We start from the raw sequence: 18,174 nt of genomic DNA, 5'->3' as shown, positions 1-18,174 counted from the left end.
CCGTCTGAGACCGCGGGCACCGCCCCCCAGCCGTCGCCGGCCCCACTCACGTCCTCTCGGCCGCGGAATACGGCGGCAGAGGCGCCAGCAGCGCCTTTTTCAACTGCTCGCTCATGCCTTCGGGAACGTCCAACTCAACGTTCAGGGCCAGCAGTGCCCTGCTGAAAAAGTTCCTTGCGGCGGCAGCCATCGTGATGTCGGCGATCTCGCGGTCGCTGAAACCAACATCACGCAACCGCTGGGCATCGCCGTCGTCCATGGCCGCCGCGTCGGTGCTGAGCTTGACCGCGTAGTCCATCATGGCCACTTCCGCCTCGGGGAGGTCGGCGTCGTGGAAATCGATGGCGATGGCACACAGGTGCTCTTCGGGGATGATCGTGAGCGTCTTTTTGCCATGAGCCAGCCTGCAGTGGGTCGATCCGATCGCTTGGGCGGCTGCCAGCGTCACCAGTTCGTACCAACGCAGCCCCAGGGAAGTGCTGATGGCCTGGGTGAGCGACTCCCAGGCCAGGTAGGCCTCGGGGTTCAAGCTCATCGCTTTCGTATGGCTTGGCACATGCCCAAGCGAGCGCCGGTCGGCGTCGTAAATTTCAGCAGTCAGGCCGGATGCTTCGGCTTCCGGGGTTACCTTCAGGATGGTCATCAGAACTCCTCCCATTGGCCGCCCGCTGAAACAGCCGGCGCCGCCTCTCCCAGCAGGGCCATGATTTTGACTCATTGTTGCCCCCGGCTCCGCGTTTGTAAATGATCTGGTCCCTCGACCGCTCACCGCACCGCTCCTTAGACTTAAAGCGCTGGGACTGTTGCGCCGGGGGAGCCCTTGGCCGGGGGCGGCGCAGCTGCGGCCGCTCCTTCAGCTTCTCGGCATTTCATCTGGCGGCGTTATGAAAACGTCCTTTATGCCGTTCTAACCGCGGTTCACTTCCTACGCCATTAAGCTGTTCGGGCCTCAATCAGAAAGCTGGCAACCCTGCGTGCAGTTGTTGTTCCATGTCCGGCTTCACGCAGTCGCATCGCCAAGACGCCGGTGACCACGAGCAGCAGTTCCTCGGCCAGCGCCTGGGCTTGGCGCCCGACAACGGGCACGGCGAATTCGGCAAGCCGGGTTTGAAACGAAGTGGTGTCTGCCCGCACAACCTCGAGGATTTCGGCAGGCGTATCGGCATACTCAGCGGCAGAACCAAGGAATGCGCACCAGCGCGCACCACCAGGGCCTGCCATGAACTCGTCCAGTGCATCGAAGACCGCCAGCAGTTTTCCCCGGGCTGTTGCCTGGCGCTCGATGGCCTGGTCCCATGCAGCAAGCCATGCCTTATGACGTCTGGTAAGAGCGGCTGCGACCAGCGCTTCCTTACTTGGGTAACCGCGGTAAAGCGTTGCCGCCGATACCCCGGCCCTGTCAAGGATTACGTCAACCGGTGTAGCGGCGATGCCGCGGGTGAAGAAGAACTCATCCGCGGCATCGAGCAACTTTTCCTCAGTTTTTGAACGAATTCCCATAGGAATAGCCTAGGCTATGAAAATGAAACGTGCGTTTTCGTTTACACCCGCCAGGCACGGCATGTTGCTTGCCGCGGGCACTAGCTTCATCGCGATGACCTATGGTCTGGTCCGAATGGCGTACGGACTCTTTCTTCCGGACGTGCAGGCAGAACTTTCCCTCAACGCAGCCGCAGCGGGCCTGATTTCATCCGGCGCGTCTCTGTCCTACTGCGTGGGTGCGTTGATCGGCTTACGGGCGGGTGCGGCTCACCCGCGCCGACTGGTCATTGGGGCGGCACTCTGCGCCGGCATTGGATCCGCAGGCATGGCCGCAGCAATGCAGCCGGGCGTCTTTGCCGCTTTCGCAATCCTCAGTTCCACCGGCGCCGGTCTTGCCTCACCTGCCCTCGTGTCCATCATCGGACGCAACGTCGAAAGAAGGGACAACGACCGCGCACAATCGATTGTGAACGCAGGCACCGGGCCCGGACTGATCATCGCCGGGGTGCTGGCGCTGGTACTTCTCCCTAACTGGCGGCTCCCCTGGTTCGTCGTAGCCGGCTTCACCATCGTTGTTGCCGCCCTGGTTCTACGGCTTGACAGAGCACGCACCCACCGCTCAGTTGACGTGAATAGGCTTCCGCCCAGATCCTGGTTCTGTGCACACGGCCACATCATCGCCGCTGCACTCTTGATGGGTGCCGGCTCGGCTGCCGTATGGACCTTTGGACGAGCCCATCTGGTGGAATCCGGTGCCAGCGAGCCGGTATCGATAGGAGCATGGATAGCCCTCGGCATCGGTGGAACAGCAGTAATCGCCACTGCACGATGGATGAGCCATTTCCGGCCACGGGCCGCGTGGGCAGTCAGTGCCTCCGTTGTTGCCGGCGCTACTGTGATGCTTGGGATCACTCCCGGCTTTACCGCCCTGGCACTAATCGCCTGCGTTGCTTTCGGGTGGGGATATACCGCCGCCACGGGAGCGCTTATCGCCTGGACGCTGGATCGCGACTTCGGTCGTGCTGCAACGGGTACCTCGCTGCTGTTTGTTGCCCTCGTCCTGGGGCAGGCGCTCGGCGCGACGGTCGCTGGTGCAGTCGCCGCTGTCTGGGGGCTCGCTGCGGCTTTCGTACTGGCAGCCGTAGTCACCGGAGTGGCAGTGGCCGTCCCGCATTGGCCTAAAACCGTGAATGAGACACCCCAACCCGAACGACGATCGAAGCAATGGGACGCCCTTTAACGTCGTGCGACTAGAGGCATGATCCATACCCTGCTTTTAAGGAGCCTTCGCTCATTGAAGACGAACCAGCGTTAGGAAAGACGGTAGATCCCTCCAGCGGTGACTCTCGACTAACTCCTCATCTGTCCACAATGGGGTCAATTTGGGTTATCCACGGCTGAATTGGGGAGCCGTCCGGGTAGCAAACCATGCGGCCGCGCTATCCCACTCGAGGACGGCCCGGGGCCGTCCGTTGATTTCATCAGCGGCAAAGCGGACTTCAGCTTGTCCTACAATGCTGAGGTCTGCACCCTTAGGGAAGTATTGGCGGAGCAGTCCGTTGGCGCTCGTTGGGAGCACGTTGCCAGGGGCTGGCCGGATCGCAGAAGTTCACGAGAGTTCCCAAAAATTCGGCCGACGCGCACCAGGTCGTCCACGCCAAGGGGCAGTCGGTCAATTGCGAGGGCGCCTTCCACGTACTCAACAATGCTGCGGCCATCGTCGTCACGGCCCAGCGGCTGAGGAACATCCACCCCAGATGAGCGGAGCGCACCGAGATAACTTTGTACGGCCGCAGAGTTGTCCAACCAAGGCTTCCGTACGGTCCGGCCAACGCGCACAACACGTGCGGACGCGTTTCCCCCTGTCAGTTCCTGCTCGTACTCGGCCATTCCAGCAGGCTACCGGTGACTGGAAGCCCCCGCGCGAGTCGAGCTCGAGCGCAGGGGCTTCCGTTGTGCTTCCGCATCGGGGGAAACGTGGAAGCTCCTAAAATGTACCGGCTGGTAACCTGCCGATTAGCGGGTTTAGGCCGATCGCCGCGAATCTTGATTGAACCTTGAGGGGGCCGTACAGCCCGGTGGTGCGGGCGGCCCAATAAGCCGGCCGGCTTTAGTCCGTCTCCGGCCCGTCAGTTGCCTCCGGGTCCTCTTCGGGTTCGAAAGTGTTGGGCTCCGCATCGGCGCCAATGCCCACGCCATTGCTGCCGCCGGGAACACCGCCGTCGTCCTTGCCCTTGCTGGCCGCAGCGCCCTCCTGCAGCTCGTCATCAGGCAGTGAATCAGGTGAGTTGATGGTCATTGCTCCTCCTTCAGTGGCCGGGCCTCCACGCTAACAGCCCACTGCACGAAAGGTGCGGATCAAGCTAAAAAACTTACGTCCGACGGCGCACCGGGGCAGCTGCTTTCAGGATGATGTCCAGCCCGGGCTGGCTTCCGGGCCAGTGCCTTTCAAGCGCTCCGGGCCCCGCCCGGTTGAGCACCGACCGCAGCACCAGGGCCACGATGACGGCGTCGTCCGCGTAGCCGATCACCGGAATGAAGTCCGGCACCAGGTCAATGGGCGAGAGCAGGTAGGCGAGCAGCAGTACCAGCCGCACCCGGACTCCGACGGCGACCGTGCGGTCCGCGGCCAACCTCCTTATCAGCCGGAGCAGGTCCGGCAGCAGGCGCAGCGCGTCCTTCATGGTGACGGTCTCGGGATGGCGGCGGGCGTACCACCACAGCAGGAGGAGCAGCAGCGCGTACGCCAGCAGAAGCCCGGCCAAAATCCCGACGACGGCTTCCCAGGACATCCGCACCTCCCCTCATGCGCCGGACGGGGACCGGCTCCTGAACGAGGGTACTCCAGTTGCTCCGGCTGGCTTCCAGCCGCTACGGCGTCATGCGGTAGCCCACGCCACGCACTGTTTCCACCCATCGGGGATTTCGCGAGCTGTCCCCCAGCCGCTTGCGCAGGTTGCCCATGTGCACCTCCACGGCGCGCTCCTCGCCAGTGCTGACAAAGGAACCGGTGTTATAAGGCTCGTTACGGAGCCGCCGGACAAGATCAGCTTTGGTGAGGACCGTCCGCCCGTTCTCCATCAGAACCAAGAGGAGGTCGAACTGGGTCCGCGTCAGGTCCACCGGAACGCCATCGATGGCGGCCTGCCGGGAGCCCTCGTGCAGGGTTAGTCCGCGATGCGCAAAGTCGCAGCAGGGGTCCGGTGCTGCTGCAGGATCGCCCTCCGGAACCTCAGGTTCTCTTGCGGAACGGCCGACGGCGGAGGGCGGCAGCGGTGACTGCCGTCCCCTCACCATGGGCTGCTGCGGCCCGCGTTCGGTTGGAGCCGCCAGCAGGGTCCGGGGCCGCCGGAGCATGGCAGCAATCCGTGCACGCAGCTCCCTGGGTCGGAAGGGCTTAGTGAGGTAGTCATCGGCGCCTGCTTCGAACCCCATCAGCGCATCAGCCTCATCCACCTTGCCGGTGACCATGATCAGGTAGGCGTCGCTGAAGGTACGAATCCGGCGCGACGCCTCGATGCCGTCAAAATCCGGAAGGCCGACGTCCATGGTAACGATGTCCGGGTTATGTTCCCGGACTGCCTCGACGCCTTCGAGACCCGAAGACGTTGAGTGGACGGCAAAACCAGACTGCTGCAGAACCTCCGTCAGGGTCGACCGGATGTCGTCATCGTCCTCGACCACAACGGCAACACCGCGCTCCACCATGTACCCCCATACCCTCTGCCACTCTTATGCCCGGCAGCTTTCCGCAAGCAATTCATGAAGCATTCGGAGAAGTGAGGCAATTGGATTGCCTCAATCTGCATCGGCAGATAAGAGCCTAACAACCAAATAGACAGCACACGTATTTCTTTGGCATCGTTTGCGTCATTCTTGAGCTTTGGCAATTATTGAGTATTTCTTGAGTTTATTCGCAATTGGAAATTTAACGCATCGCACTATTGCCTTCGCACTTCCTCCTGACTGAAGATCAAGTTGTGCCCAATGGGGGCACGACATTGCTCGCTGGGAGCAAGTAATAAGGGGTTGCCGCATGGCTGGTCTTCGCTTTTTTGTCCTACATCCCCGCCGCAGGAACAAGCCGCCGGCACTGCTGGCGGCAGCCGCCGTCGCCATGCTCGCCTGCCTGCCGCCCGCCCACGCCGCAGACACCACACCCCTTGAAGCGAACCCAGGGCCTGCCGGTAACTTCGCCTGGAAAGGGTACAACTGGGAAAAACGTTTCTGGGGCGGCGCCCCGCAGTACAACAAGTCCTTCGCGGCTGCCAATGTCAGCAACCCGGACACCAACGGCCACATCACCATGAACCTGACCAACCCCACCGGCGATGCGCCGGTGGGGGCAGAGTTCCAGTCCACCCGGCAAGGCTTCGGCTACGGCACCTACAGCACCACGGTGGGAAAGAATCTGACCACCCTGCAGAAGGAAGTGGTCTGGGGCTGCCTGTTCACCTACGACCCGCTCGCCGAGCCCGGTTACAACGAAATCGACCTGTGCGAGGCCTCGGCCTGGGGCGGAGGCGCCGGCTACGGCGAGTCCTGGCCCGTGACGCAGGGCCACGGCTACTGGTTCGATGCCACCAAACCTCCCGGCGAAGGCAACAACACCACCGTTTTCGACGTTACGGCCGATCCCATCACCACTCACCGGATGGTGTGGCAGCCGGGCAGAATCACTTTCGAAACCTTTGCCGGCGAAGGTTTCGCAGGTCCCCTGCTGAAGCACACGGTCCTGGAAGGGTCCAGGGTTCCGGTCCCCGCCAAAGAGCAGATCCACTTCAACCTGTGGGTCACCGGCGGAGGCGGAGGAGATCCTGCCCATGTAAAACCGGAAAGCGTGGTCATCAGGGACTTCTCCTTCATTCCCGCCTCCGCTTCGACGCCCTCTGCACCCGCCTCCACCATCAAGCTGAGCGCCACCACCACTAAGACCAAATCCGTCAGCTCCACCACCCTGAAGTGGACCGGCGCCACCGGAACCAGCATCACGCTTTGGATCAACGGTAAACAGAGGATCCTCGCTAACACCGGCAGCTACGTCAACAGCTTCAAGGGAGGAAGCACAACAGCCTATAAGATCTGCGACACAGCCGCGTGTTCCAACGTGGTCAGCGTGGTGACCTGAGCTAGGACTTTGCGCCGCGGACGGGGAGGATCCTCTTGACGGCGAGCCCCAGTGCCAGGAGCGCAAACGCGGCAAGTGCAAACCAGAAAACATCGCCGGCGCCGGTCATCGCAAGGGTTCCCGACCCTGCTCCCGCTGCGGCCGGAACTGCTGGATTGTTGTACATATTTCTACCAAGCTTTCTTTTTGTTGAACGCTGCATCTAAGTACGCCTTCGCATGGACCAACTGAAGGAACAGGTCGATCACAAGCTCGTACATGGTGGCGGCTGCGAGCATGTACTTCCAGCCGCGCAGCCGCACTGTCACCACCCGTTCGATCACGAAGACACCGGTCACGGCGAGCCAAAACGGTTGCATGTGCAGCCCTTCCCCCGTGCCCAGTGCAAACGCGACCGTACTCAAATAAGCCAGCGTCACGGCGACGCCCACGACGGAAATTGCCTGCCTGCCCCAGTAAGGCCTGGTCACCCGGGTCCAGCCATACTGGACGCAGTTCTCCACGGCTCCCCGCTTCCAGCGCAGGCGCTGCGCCCACAGCTCGCGCCATGTCGGCATGACTTCGGTGACCAGGGAGCAGTCAGCGGGAGACCGGATTCTGTACTTCAGCGTCAGCAGGGCGAAGGAGAGTTCGTTGTCCTCCGTCAGGACCGAGGTGTCATACACGCCACCACGGCCGTTGCCGGGCGGAAGGGTGCCATCCAACCTTGCCGCCGCCACGTCCCGGAGCGTCCGCACCCGGAACAGTGCTGCCGTGCCGGTGACCACCAGGCATTTGCCGTTCAGCCGCCGCACATCCCGTGCGTAGCGGGCATACTCGTTCCGTTGCAGGTGGCCCACAAATCCGCCGCCGTCGCCGCCGCGGAAAACTCCACCAACAGCACCAAGCCGCGAGTCTGCGGTCAAGTGGCCGATGGAGCGTTCAATGAAGTCGCGGGATAACTGTGAATCCGCGTCCTGCACCAGGATCATGTCCTCCGGCGCAGCTTGGGGCAGGAGGTCTGCGAGGACAAAGTTAAGGGCTCCAGCCTTCCTGTCCGTGTTGCCGGCAGTGCGCACCACCTCGGCCCCGGCGGACAACGAAATTTCTTCCGTCGCGTCGGTGCAATTGTCCGCCACCACAATCACCCGGTGCGGGACAATTGTCTGGGATTGCAGCGAGCGGAGAGTATCGCCGATGCCGGCCGCCTCATTGTGCGCCGGAATGATGACCGTGATCACAGTGCTTCCCCGGCCGTAGATCGCGCTGGAAAAATCGTGCCGAATTCACGCGCGAAACACGTTCTTTTCATAACCCCCACCGGAAATTGCCCAAGCCTTATTGACATCGAGTTTTTCAACGGGAACTCAAATGAGCGGCAGAGAACCGGCAACGAAACTACAAGCTTCAATCAAGATGGACGCATGCAACTCAGGCTCAAGAAGCAAGCTGTCCCAGCTCAAGATAGGGGTACTCTTTTCCGGACACCCCCTTGAGGAGCAAGCATGGATTACCGCGTTCTGGGCCGCACCGGCCTCTCCGTTTCAGCCATCTGCGTTGGTACCAGCTCCCTGGGCAGCCACCCTGCTCCGCGCGGCACGGAGACTGCCGTTGCAACCATCCGCCGCGTGCTGGACAGCCCGTTCAACTTCATCGACACCGCCAATGAATACGGTGACGGCGGCAACAGCGAGAAGCGGATCGGCCAGGCCCTTGCGGAGGCCGGCGGCCTGCCGGAGGGCTTCGTTGTGGGCACCAAGGTGGATCCCATCCGCGGAACCAATGACTTCTCCGGGGACAGGGTGCGCCGTTCCGTGGAGGAGAGCCTTGAGCGGCTCGGCCTGGACTGGCTGCAGCTGGCCTACCTGCACGATCCGGAAAAAATTAGCTACGAGGAAGGAACGGGACCGGGTGGGCCCCTGGAGGCGCTGATCGAATTGCGGGACCAGGGAGTAATTGGGCACCTGGGCGTGGCCGGCGGCCCCATCGACCTGGAGCTGAAATACCTGGCCACCGACGTATTCGACGTCGTCATCAGCCACAACCGCTACACACTGGTGGACCAGACCGCCGAGCCCCTGATCCAGGACGCGATGGCGCGCGGAGTCGCCTTCATCAATGCGGCGCCTTTTGGCGGCGGAATGCTGGTGAAAGGGCCCGACGCCGCGCCCAACTACTGCTACCGACCGGCAAGCCCGGCCATCATCGAACGCGTGCGGAAGATGGAGGAGCTCTGCGCCGAGTACTCCGTGCCGCTGGCAGCCGCCGCCCTGCAGTTCTCCACCCGCGACCCCCGGATCAGCTCCACCATCGTCGGCATGTCCGAGCCTGCCCGTGTGGAGGAAACCCTACAGCTTGCCGGCTTGGACATCCCCGATGACTTCTGGGACAGGATTCTGCCCCTCACTGCTGCCGGGACCGGCGAGCTGGGCTGACTCGCTTCCTGGAGCCCCTTCGACGCTGCCCTATTGACGCTCCGTGTGACCCCCGCTACAGTTGACTCAGTTATACGAATAACTAACCCTATTACTAACGGCCCGAGGAGGTGCCCATGGCTGGAACACGGCCAAAGTCAGGACCGACAATGCACGACGTCGCTGCTGCCGCCGGCGTCTCGCAGGCAACCGTTTCCCTGGTGCTGAACTCAGCGTCCGGGTCCCGGTTTTCGGAGGAGACGCGCAAGAAGGTCCGGGATGCCGTGAACCGGCTGGGCTACCGCACCAACGCCCACGCCAAGACCCTTCGTGAAGGCGTGGCGGGCATGATCGGATTTATCGGCGATACCGTTGCCACCACTCCTTTTGCCGGCGCCATCATCGAAGGCGCCCAGCAGCGGGCGTGGGAGGACGGACTCCTCCTGCTCACCGTCAACACCGGTGGGGACAAGGAGCTTGAAGCGGCATCCCTGGACACAATGCTCTCCTACAAGGTCGCAGGAGTTGTTTACGCCGGCATGTATCACCGGCGCCTGGATGTTCCGGAGGCCCTCACGGGTGTGCGATCCGTGGTGCTGAATTCCCAGGACCGGGCTGGACGGGTTGCGAGTGTCGCTCCTGACGAAGTCAAGGGTGGATACTCGGCCACTCGCCGGCTGCTCGACGCGGGGCACCGGCGGATTGCACTCATCAACATCGAGAGCCTTGAAAGCGAACTGCCTGCCGCCGTCGGACGGTACGGGGGCTACAGGAATGCACTTGAGGAAGCAGGACTGGAACTGGATCCGGACCTGGTCCGATTCGGGACCGGCGGCGAGGAAGACGGCTACAAGTACGGGATGGAGCTGCTGACCTCCGGCAACCCGCCCACCGCGCTTTTCTGCGCCAACGACCGCGGTGCCTGGGGTGCCTACCAGGCCGTGTCGGACCTGCGCCTTTCAATTCCTGGGGATGTGTCCATTGTGGGCTTCGATAACCAGGCGACCCTGGCGCCGTTCCTCCGGCCGGGTCTGACCACCCTTGAATTGCCGTTCGTCGCCATGGGCCGGCGCGCGGTTGAACTGATCCTCCAGGATGCGGAACCCGATGGCCGGGTCGAGCTCATGGACTGCCCTCTGATCGAACGGAACTCAGTGACCCATCCCAAGGAGATGCCATGAGCCGCACCATCCCGGCCCGACGCGGCGGTCCAGCTGCGGCACCGTTGCCGCAGCAGAAAAATTCTCTTTCGCTCCGCCTCAAGAGAATTTCGCGTGCCTGGCAGTTATACGTATTACTAGCTCCGGCCGTCATCTACATCCTGGTCTTCAAGTACTGGCCGATGTACGGCGTGCAGATAGCGTTCAAGAACTACAACCCGGTGGACGGCTTCACTGACAGCCCCTGGGTAGGCCTGACCCACTTCATCCGGTTCGTGAACTCCTACCAGTTCGGCCAGGTGGTGGGCAACACCCTGTGGATCGCCATCCTCGGCCTGCTGGTGGCCTTCCCCATCCCGATCATCCTGGCGCTGCTGGTCAACCAGCTGCAAAGCGAAAAGTTCAAGAAGTTCACCCAGACGGTGCTCTATTCGCCGGCGTTCATCTCCACTGTTGTGGTGGTGGGCATCATGTTCGTCCTCCTCTCCCCCCGGTCGGGGCTGGTGAATAATGCCATCCAGCTTGGAGGCGGGGAGCCGATCTTCTTTATGGGCTCCGCGGAGTGGTTCCGTCCCGTCTACGTAATCTCGGACGTGTGGCAAAACGCCGGCTTCTCGATGATCGTCTACCTGGCGGCCCTTGCCGCCATCGATCCTGCGCTGCATGACGCGGCCAAGGTGGACGGCGCCTCAAAGCTCCAGCGCATCCGGCACATTGACCTGCCCGGCATCATGCCGGTGGTGACCATCCTGTTCATCCTGGCCATCGGCAACCTGCTCAACGTCGGTTTTGAGAAGGCGCTGCTGATGCAGACGCCGCTGAACATCTCCTCGTCGGAGATCATCCAGACCTACGTTTACCACGCGGGCCTGCAGCAGGCGCAGTTCAGCTACTCGGCCGCCATCGGCCTGTTCAACTCCCTCCTCAACCTGGCGCTGTTGCTCTTCTTCAACACCGTGGCTCGCCGGGCCAACCAAGCGACCCTGTGGTGATGCCGATATGTCCCTGACAACCAACCCCCGCACTACCGACACCCCGAAACGGACCGTCAACCAGGTCCGCCCCCAGCAATCGCTGCGGGACAGGTACGGTGACCGCGCCTTCAGCATCGCCGCCACATCCGTCCTCCTGCTGTCCATCCTGGCCGTGGTGTACCCGCTGTACTTCATCGTCATCGCCTCCATTAGCGATCCGAACGCCGTCTATGAGGGAAAGGTCTGGCTCCTGCCCTCAGGCATCACCACCGAAGGGTACGAACGGATCTTCGCCGACAGCAGGATCTGGAACGGCCTGGGCAACACGCTCGTCTACACCGTGCTCGGCACCGCCGTCAGCGTCAGCACCATCCTCTGCGGCGCCTACGCCCTGTCCCGCAAGGACATGCCGGGCCGGAAAATCCTGATGCTGCTGTTCGTCATCACCATGTTCTTCGACGGCGGACTCATCACCAAGTACCTGGTGGTCCGCGACCTGGGCATGCTCGACACCGTCTGGGCAGTGGTCCTGCCCGGGGCTGTGGGCGTCTGGAACCTGATCATCGCCAGGTCATTCTTCGAACACACCATCCCGAACGAACTGCGCGAAGCTGCGCAGATGGACGGGGCCACCGACTTCAAGTTCTTCTTCAAGATGGTCCTCCCCCTGTCCAAGCCACTGATCATGCTCATGATCATGATCCACGTGGTGGCGCACTGGAACTCGTTCTTCGACGCCTTGATCTTCCTCAACGACGACACCAAATACCCGCTGCAGCTCGTCCTGCGCAACATCCTCATCCAGTCAGACGTCTCATCCACCGGAACCACCGGCGGAGACATCGAATCCTATGCCGCAGCGCAACGGATCGCAGAGCTCACCAAGTACGCCATGATCGTCGTCTCGAGCCTGCCCCTCATGATTGCCCTGCCATTCATGCAGAAGCACTTCACCAAGGGCGCCATGATCGGCGCCGTCAAATAATCCCTTCCCAGTACCACCGCCGAGGCAACCGCCCCGGGCGGGCAACACCCACCTCAAAAACCACCTCAGAATAGGAATGACCATGGCATTCAGCCGCAAATACGCCGCCCTCGGCGCAGTCCTGGCCGGAACATTGACGTTCACCGCCTGCTCCGGCGGCGGCTCGGGCACCACGGAGATCAAAGACGCCTCCGCTGACTTCGGTTTCCAGGAATCAGGCCTCCCCATCGTCAGCAAGCAGCTTGACCTGACATTCTCCGGCACCAAGACCGCACTGGCTCCGGACTACAACACCATGGCAGTGGTGCAAGAATGGGAAAAGGCCACCAACATCCATATCAACTGGGAAAACCTGCCCGAGACGGTTTTCCAGGAAAAGAAGAACCTCATCCTCGCCAGCGGCGACCTGCCCGACGCGTTCTTCAATACCGGACTCACCGACGCGGAAATCGCCACCTACTCCGCCAGCGGCACCCTCATCCCGCTCGAGGGACTGATCGAGAAGAACGCCCCCAACCTCTCCGCACTGCTCTCCGAGCGGCCCGACATCAGGGCAGCGATCACCTCCTCGGACGGGCACATCTACTCCCTCCCGTCCATCGAAGAACTCGGTTTGGTCCAGTTCCCGCACGAACTGGCCATCAACACCTCCTGGCTGAAGAAGCTCAATATCCCGATGCCGAAGACTGTGGACGAATTCCACGATGCGTTGCTGGCCTTCAAGACCCGGGATGCCTCCGGGACCGGCAAGACCATCCCCCTGAGCTTTATGCCCGGCTCCTGGTGCGGGGACATCGTGGACCTGATCGCAGCCCTGGGCGGCGTGCCAGACAACATGGACCACCGCATTGTCCAGGATGACAAGGTCATTTTCACCGCCACCCAGGACGGCTACAAAAAGGCCATCCAGACCCTGCACGAGTGGTACCAGGAAGGCCTGATTGACCCCGAGTCCTTCTCCCAGGACGACAAGGCCTACCTGGCCAAGGGCAAGGCCAAGCAGGAAAACCTCGGCTCCTTCGTCTGGTGGGAAATCCCCGAAATGGTCGGCCCGGACCGCGCCAACAACTACTCCCTGGTCCCCGTGCTGGAAGGTGTGGACGGCAAGCGGATCGCAAGCCAGTCCAACAACCAGGAGATCGCCCGTGGCGCCTTCGCCATCACCCGGAACAACAAGTACCCGGCCGCGACCATGCGCTGGGCCGATAACCTCTACGACCCCATCCAGTCCGCCCAGGCCAACTGGGGACCCATCGGCGAGACCCTGCAGAAGGACGCCAGCGGCCTGTTGACCCAGATCCCCGCTCCGGCCGGAACCAGCGAAGGCGAACGCCGCCAGAAGGTCGCCCCCGGCGGCCCGAAGGCCAACACCGCCGAGAACTTCAAGACGGTCGTCGCTCCGGAACCCCGCGCCGCCGAACGGCAGAAGACCGTTGAGGAGCTCTACAAGCCCTTCGCCGGGAACGACGGCTACCCCCCGGTGGCCCTCTCCAACGAGGAACTGCAGCAGATCAGCACCATCCAGACCGATGTCACGTCCCTGGTGAAGCAGAACATGGCCAAGTGGATTGTCTCCGGCGGCATCGAGCAGGAATGGGACGGCTACGTCTCCCAGCTCAGGAACGTCGGCGTCGACAAGATGATCGAGGTCTACCAGCAGGCCTACGACCGCTACAAAAAGAACTCCTAACTACCCAAAAAAGGTGGGGCCGGCACCACCCGTGCCGGCCCCACGCCCCACTCATCCCCCTGCCGGCACTCCCACGGGACCCGCAGCGACCACACCTGCCAAGACAAGAAGAGAGACTCACCTTCATGACTGCCGCGACCACGACAGCCGAGACCTTCCGGCCGGCCCTGCATTTCGCAACAAGGAACACCTGGCTCAATGATCCCAACGGCCTGATTTACCACGGCGGCGTTTACCACCTCTACTACCAGAACAACCCGTTCGGCAGCGTTCACGGCAACCTGTCTTGGGGGCACGCCACGTCCACGGACCTGCTGAACTGGACTGACCACCCCGTTGCCATTGCCTGTGACGAGAACGAGGACATCTTCTCCGGCAGCATTGTTTTCGACCGGCACAACACCAGCGGCTTCGGCAGCGGCTCAACGGCCCCACTGGTCGCCATCTACACCAGCGCCTATAAGCCGGACTCCGCGCACCCGGGGATCCAGGCCCAGTCGCTGGCCTACAGCATGGACGGGGGCTACACCTGGACAAAGCACACCGGCAACCCCGTACTCAGCCGCAACTCACGGGAGTTCCGGGATCCCAAAGTCATCAGGTACGACGGCGCCGCGGGCAGCTACTGGGTGATGGTCGCCGTCGAAGCCAAGGACTTCCAGGTGGTGCTGTACAAGTCCGAGGACCTGAAGAGCTGGGAACTGCTGAGCACCTTCGGCCCGGCCAACGCCACCGGCGGTATCTGGGAATGCCCCGACCTGTTCCCGCTGCCCGTCGACGGCGACCCCGAAAACGTCAAATGGGTGCTCACTGTTAACCTCAACCCCGGCGGACCCAACAAGGGCTCGGCCGGCCAATACTTCGTGGGCGATTTCGACGGAACTACCTTCACCTCGGCCAGCACCGTGACCGAAGGCCTCCAGGACCCTGACCGGCTGGGCGAATACCAGTGGCTGGACTGGGGCCGGGACTACTACGCCGGGGTTTCCTTCAGCGACGCCCCGGACGACCGCCGCCTCATGATCGCCTGGATGAACAACTGGCAATACGTCAACGACATCCCTACGTCACCGTGGCGCAGCCCCATGAGCCTCGCCCGTGAAATTTCGCTCCAAACGAACGAAGGAAAACTGTGCCTGGTCCAGCAGCCCGCGGGTGACTGGACTGCCCTGGCCGACGCGGAGCCGTTTTGCCTCTCGGAGACCACGATTCACGAGGGTGTGCAGGTCCTGGCTGGCGCGGCCGGCACCGTCCAGCGCATCGACGTTACCCTCAGGCCCGGAAGCGCAGCGGAATTCGGCCTCATCCTGCGTGGGGACGGCGTTACCGGAACCCGTGTCGGCATCCGCCCCGGCGAAGCCAAACTCTTCGTCGACCGGCGGGAGTCCGGGCAGACAGACTTCCACGAATCCTTCCCCTCCCTTGACACCGCCCCGCTCCAGGCAACGGCAGGTACTTACCGCCTCACGATCTTCGTGGACCGCTGCTCGGTTGAAGTGTTCGCCCAGGGCGGCCTGGTCACCATGACCGAACTGATCTTCCCGGCCGAGACCAGCACCGAGCTCTCTGTCTTTGCCGTGGGTGGTACGGCCACCGTCAACAACCTTCAGGTCACCCAGTTCGCGTAGGGCAACCCAAGCCAGGAAAGACAGACATGCACTATAACGGCAAGCCGAACCCCCCGCGGCAGGTGCTGGACGTCGTCGTTATCGGGGAAGCCCTCACCGACGTCGTGACCACGCCCGGGGGCACCATCGAGCACCCCGGCGGGTCACCAGCCAATGTCGCCTATGGCCTGGCCCGGCTGGGAGTCAGCACCGGGCTGCTCACCGCCATCGGCACTGACCGGCGCGGCGCGGCGCTCGAGGAGCACCTTGCCGGCGCCGGCGTGACGCTCCTGCCAGGCTCCCGCTCACTGGAGGGAACCTCGACGGCGACCGCCACCATCGCGCAGGACGGCTCAGCCAGCTACGCCTTCGACATCATCTGGGATGTGCAACCGCTGGACCTCGTGCACACCCCGCCCAAGGTCCTCCACACCGGTTCGATCGCAAGCTTTCTCGCGCCGGGCGCTGCCACAGTCCGGACAGTTCTCCAGCAACTCCGCCACCAGTGCATCATCACCTACGACCCCAATATCAGGCCGTCCCTGCTCGGAACCCACGCCGAAGCACTGCGCACGTTCGAGGAACTGGTCCACCTCACCAGTGTCGTCAAACTCAGCGACGAGGACGCTGAATGGCTCTACCCGGACAAGACCCTGGGCGAAACCGCAACGCACATCCTCACGCTGGGAGCGGATCTTGCTGTTATCACCAAGGGCTCGTCAGGCTCACTGCTGGCAACGCCGGGCACCGTCCTCAGCATCCCCGCGGTGACGTCCACGGTGGTTGACACCATCGGCGCCGGCGACTCCTACATGTCCGCCCTGATCCTGGGAATCCTCACCCGCGGAACCGACGGCTACGCGCCTTCCGTCCTTGAACAGCTGGGCGGCACGGCCGCTGCTGCGGCCGCGATAACCGTAGGCAGGGCCGGTGCCAGGCCCCCAACAGGACACGAACTTCGCTTAATGCTTCAACGCTGACGGCAGGCTGACCGGGAAGGAAAGCAACCAGACTGCTCGAGCGCAACAAGGGCCCGCAGAATTGATGCGATCTTGAGGAAAACCTTGCTGCTCATTGACGTTGCAGGTCCACTCTGGAGGTATCGAACCAACAGCTTGCGGGGTGCAGGAAGTCATGGGAAACGAAACAGCTTTTGAAGAAGTAACAGCCGTGGCAGGCGTGCTGACAGATCAGCATCCACTCGACTTTTATACCCTGGGGCTGGCCGGCTGCATTGACCGGCTCACGGTGCCCCTTCGTCAGCAAGGGACCGCGGTCCACTGGGATACTCCACACTGGGGCATCGAGATTCCGGCGGACTGCGCGTCCCTGCTTTACCAGTCGGCACGCGAGGCCCTCAGCAACGCGTTCAAGTACTCCGAAGCATCGCAGCTCAACGTCCAGCTCGCCGCCGTCGACCACGGCATCCGCCTGGTAGTGGCCGACGACGGCACAGGCTTTGACAGCAAGCTCGCCACCTGCGGGCGCCACCACGGCTATGGACTTCGGCTCATGTCCGTGGCCGTCCACGAGGCCGGCGGCACCGTAGACATCAACTCAGTCCCCGGGCACGGTACGAGCGTGACCGTCACCCTGCCGCTGGACTAAAGACCCGGATGCCCGCCGTCGCTGGGACGGTGGGCATCCGCACTCCTGCCCTGACTGCTAGCGCGAAAGCTTTGCGGAGTCCGGTTCCAGGTCCCCAATGTGACCTGGTGCGTTGGCGGCCAGGACGCGGGCTACGAAGGCACCGTACTCGTCCATATAGTGGCGCAGGAACTTGGCGGTTCCCTCATCCTTGACCTCGCCGTCGGCACCGAACACGTCTGGTTTGTAGTGGATGTAAACCTCGGGGGCGTTCAGCTGCGGCGCATCCAGGAAGCTCAGGACACTGCGCATCGAGGACTGCATTACCGCGGTGCCGATGCTGCCCGGCGATGCTCCGATGATTCCCGTGGGCTTGCGGGCGAACGAGTTGCTTCCCCACGGCCGGGAGCCCCAGTCGATGGCATTCTTGAGGGCACCGGGGATGGAACGGTTGTACTCCGGGGACACGAACAGGATGCCGTCTGAAGCCTCGATGGACTCCTTGAGGGCGCGTCCTGCCGGCGGGAAGTCGGCGTCGTAATCGTAGTTGTAGAGCGGAAGGTCCTTGATGGGGATCTCGGTGAACTCCAGGTCCTCCGGTGCGAGTTTGATCAGTGCGTTGGCGAGGACCCGGTTGATGGAGCCCGATGCCAGGCTCCCCACAAAATATCCGATTCGGTACGGTGCCATGAGTGTTCCTTCCAATGGCCAGTCAGCGCCGGCCGTCCATGTTCTGCCTGGAAAAGATGCCGCCCGTGGCGGGACGGCGGTTGGTGCCCACTGCAGCACCAGTCCAGCACAGAAGAACCGTCCCGGCCAGAGCTTTCCAGGGTCCTTGACAGGCCGGGCCGGGGAGCGCTGAATGATCTGTAGTGAAGTCCCCGTCGCGGTCAGGAGCAGCCATGAGCGAGAATCCATTGCAGGATGAGCGGGTCCACACGGAAGCACCCGCAGAGGGCGACCCGGATGCGGACATCACAGAAATCAGGGTTCACTCGCAGGACCCGGCCGAGGGGCCGGACACTCCGGAAGCTGCGGTTGCTGGCAAATAGTCCGCGCCTACTGCTGGCCCGCAGCGGCGGCACCTGGCCCGGCAATCCGGCGCCGAGTGCCGCCGTCGTTTTTTCTTCCTCTGGAAACGAGCCAGCCCTTTAGGTATGTTGGTAAG

General features: G+C 62.7%; 19 protein-coding genes and 1 pseudogene. 11 read left to right on the top strand and 9 right to left on the bottom strand.

The genetic code is table 11. The annotated features are described in order from the left end of the window. Positions 1 to 46: 46 nt before the first annotated feature. Positions 47 to 643, bottom strand: coding sequence for a carboxymuconolactone decarboxylase family protein (locus QFZ70_RS01155; protein ID WP_307093699.1), 597 nt, complete (start codon positions 641 to 643; stop codon positions 47 to 49). Positions 644 to 933: 290 nt separating this feature from the next. Next, positions 934 to 1,500: a TetR/AcrR family transcriptional regulator gene (locus QFZ70_RS01150; RefSeq protein ID WP_307093698.1), complete on the bottom strand. Its 567-nt coding sequence runs from the start codon at positions 1,498 to 1,500 to the stop codon at positions 934 to 936. Positions 1,501 to 1,522: 22 nt separating this feature from the next. Here QFZ70_RS01150 and QFZ70_RS01145 point away from each other — a divergent pair, with 22 nt between their 5' ends. Continuing rightward, entirely contained in the window at positions 1,523 to 2,722 is a 1,200-nt protein-coding gene (locus tag QFZ70_RS01145; protein ID WP_307093697.1) for an MFS transporter, read from the top strand. A 147-nt stretch (positions 2,723 to 2,869) separates the two neighbouring features. On the opposite strand, the pseudogene QFZ70_RS01140 reads toward QFZ70_RS01145, so the two are convergent. The 4 genes and pseudogenes from QFZ70_RS01140 to QFZ70_RS01125 all read right to left on the bottom strand — a co-directional run. After that, positions 2,870 to 3,095 (bottom strand): annotated as a pseudogene (locus QFZ70_RS01140) (IS30 family transposase); the annotation flags it as partial. 497 nt (positions 3,096 to 3,592) lie between these two features. Then, complete coding sequence (locus QFZ70_RS01135; protein ID WP_307093696.1) at positions 3,593 to 3,781, bottom strand: hypothetical protein; 189 nt, start codon at positions 3,779 to 3,781, stop codon at positions 3,593 to 3,595. A gap of 73 nt (positions 3,782 to 3,854) precedes the next feature. Then, positions 3,855 to 4,274 carry a YkvA family protein gene (locus QFZ70_RS01130; RefSeq protein WP_307093695.1) on the bottom strand — a complete coding sequence of 140 codons (420 nt, stop codon included), beginning with the start codon at positions 4,272 to 4,274 and terminating at the stop codon, positions 3,855 to 3,857. 79 nt (positions 4,275 to 4,353) lie between these two features. Then, positions 4,354 to 5,190, bottom strand: a complete 837-nt coding sequence (locus QFZ70_RS01125) for a response regulator transcription factor (protein ID WP_307093694.1) — start codon at positions 5,188 to 5,190, stop codon at positions 4,354 to 4,356. 328 nt (positions 5,191 to 5,518) lie between these two features. Between QFZ70_RS01125 and QFZ70_RS01120 the strand changes: the two genes are divergently transcribed. Further along, positions 5,519 to 6,610, top strand: coding sequence for a hypothetical protein (locus QFZ70_RS01120; protein ID WP_307093693.1), 1,092 nt, complete (start codon positions 5,519 to 5,521; stop codon positions 6,608 to 6,610). Between the two features lies 1 nt (position 6,611). Here QFZ70_RS01120 and QFZ70_RS01115 read toward each other — a convergent pair whose 3' ends face one another. Further along, on the bottom strand, positions 6,612 to 6,776 hold the full coding sequence (locus QFZ70_RS01115; RefSeq protein ID WP_307093692.1) for a hypothetical protein: 165 nt from the start codon (positions 6,774 to 6,776) through the stop codon (positions 6,612 to 6,614). 4 nt (positions 6,777 to 6,780) lie between these two features. Next, complete coding sequence (locus QFZ70_RS01110) at positions 6,781 to 7,830, bottom strand: glycosyltransferase family 2 protein (RefSeq protein WP_307093691.1); 1,050 nt, start codon at positions 7,828 to 7,830, stop codon at positions 6,781 to 6,783. Between the two features lie 264 nt (positions 7,831 to 8,094). Here QFZ70_RS01110 and QFZ70_RS01105 point away from each other — a divergent pair, with 264 nt between their 5' ends. From QFZ70_RS01105 to QFZ70_RS01070, 8 genes are all read left to right on the top strand, one after another. Then, positions 8,095 to 9,024, top strand: a complete 930-nt coding sequence (locus QFZ70_RS01105; protein WP_307093690.1) for an aldo/keto reductase — start codon at positions 8,095 to 8,097, stop codon at positions 9,022 to 9,024. A 116-nt stretch (positions 9,025 to 9,140) separates the two neighbouring features. Further along, positions 9,141 to 10,184 (top strand): LacI family DNA-binding transcriptional regulator, encoded by a 1,044-nt coding sequence (locus QFZ70_RS01100; RefSeq protein WP_307093689.1) that lies wholly within the window; start codon positions 9,141 to 9,143, stop codon positions 10,182 to 10,184. Then, entirely contained in the window at positions 10,181 to 11,155 is a 975-nt protein-coding gene (locus tag QFZ70_RS01095) for a sugar ABC transporter permease (protein ID WP_307093688.1), read from the top strand. Before QFZ70_RS01100 ends, QFZ70_RS01095 begins: the two co-directional genes overlap by 4 nt. Before the next feature lie 7 nt (positions 11,156 to 11,162). Beyond that, entirely contained in the window at positions 11,163 to 12,122 is a 960-nt protein-coding gene (locus QFZ70_RS01090) for a carbohydrate ABC transporter permease (protein WP_307093687.1), read from the top strand. An 82-nt stretch (positions 12,123 to 12,204) separates the two neighbouring features. After that, entirely contained in the window at positions 12,205 to 13,812 is a 1,608-nt protein-coding gene (locus tag QFZ70_RS01085) for an ABC transporter substrate-binding protein (RefSeq protein WP_307093686.1), read from the top strand. A 125-nt stretch (positions 13,813 to 13,937) separates the two neighbouring features. Further along, positions 13,938 to 15,440, top strand: coding sequence for a glycoside hydrolase family 32 protein (locus QFZ70_RS01080; protein WP_307093685.1), 1,503 nt, complete (start codon positions 13,938 to 13,940; stop codon positions 15,438 to 15,440). Between the two features lie 26 nt (positions 15,441 to 15,466). Beyond that, the gene (locus tag QFZ70_RS01075) at positions 15,467 to 16,399 is read left to right on the top strand and encodes a carbohydrate kinase (RefSeq protein ID WP_307093684.1); all 933 of its coding nucleotides are present in this window, start codon (positions 15,467 to 15,469) and stop codon (positions 16,397 to 16,399) included. Positions 16,400 to 16,553: 154 nt separating this feature from the next. After that, on the top strand, positions 16,554 to 17,027 hold the full coding sequence (locus tag QFZ70_RS01070; protein ID WP_307093683.1) for a sensor histidine kinase: 474 nt from the start codon (positions 16,554 to 16,556) through the stop codon (positions 17,025 to 17,027). A gap of 57 nt (positions 17,028 to 17,084) precedes the next feature. Here the strand turns inward: QFZ70_RS01070 and QFZ70_RS01065 are convergent, their stop codons facing one another. Next, a complete protein-coding gene (locus QFZ70_RS01065; protein ID WP_307093682.1) occupies positions 17,085 to 17,696 on the bottom strand; it encodes an NADPH-dependent FMN reductase in 612 nt (203 codons plus the stop codon). A gap of 212 nt (positions 17,697 to 17,908) precedes the next feature. Between QFZ70_RS01065 and QFZ70_RS01060 the strand changes: the two genes are divergently transcribed. Further along, positions 17,909 to 18,058, top strand: coding sequence for a hypothetical protein (locus QFZ70_RS01060; protein WP_307093681.1), 150 nt, complete (start codon positions 17,909 to 17,911; stop codon positions 18,056 to 18,058). The last annotated feature ends 116 nt before the right edge of the window (positions 18,059 to 18,174 follow it).

Origin of the sequence: Arthrobacter sp. V1I9, from assembly GCF_030817075.1 — a bacterium.
In the GTDB taxonomy this organism is placed as follows: Bacteria; Actinomycetota; Actinomycetes; order Actinomycetales; family Micrococcaceae; genus Arthrobacter.
This window is presented reverse-complemented; position numbering and strand designations above follow the sequence as displayed.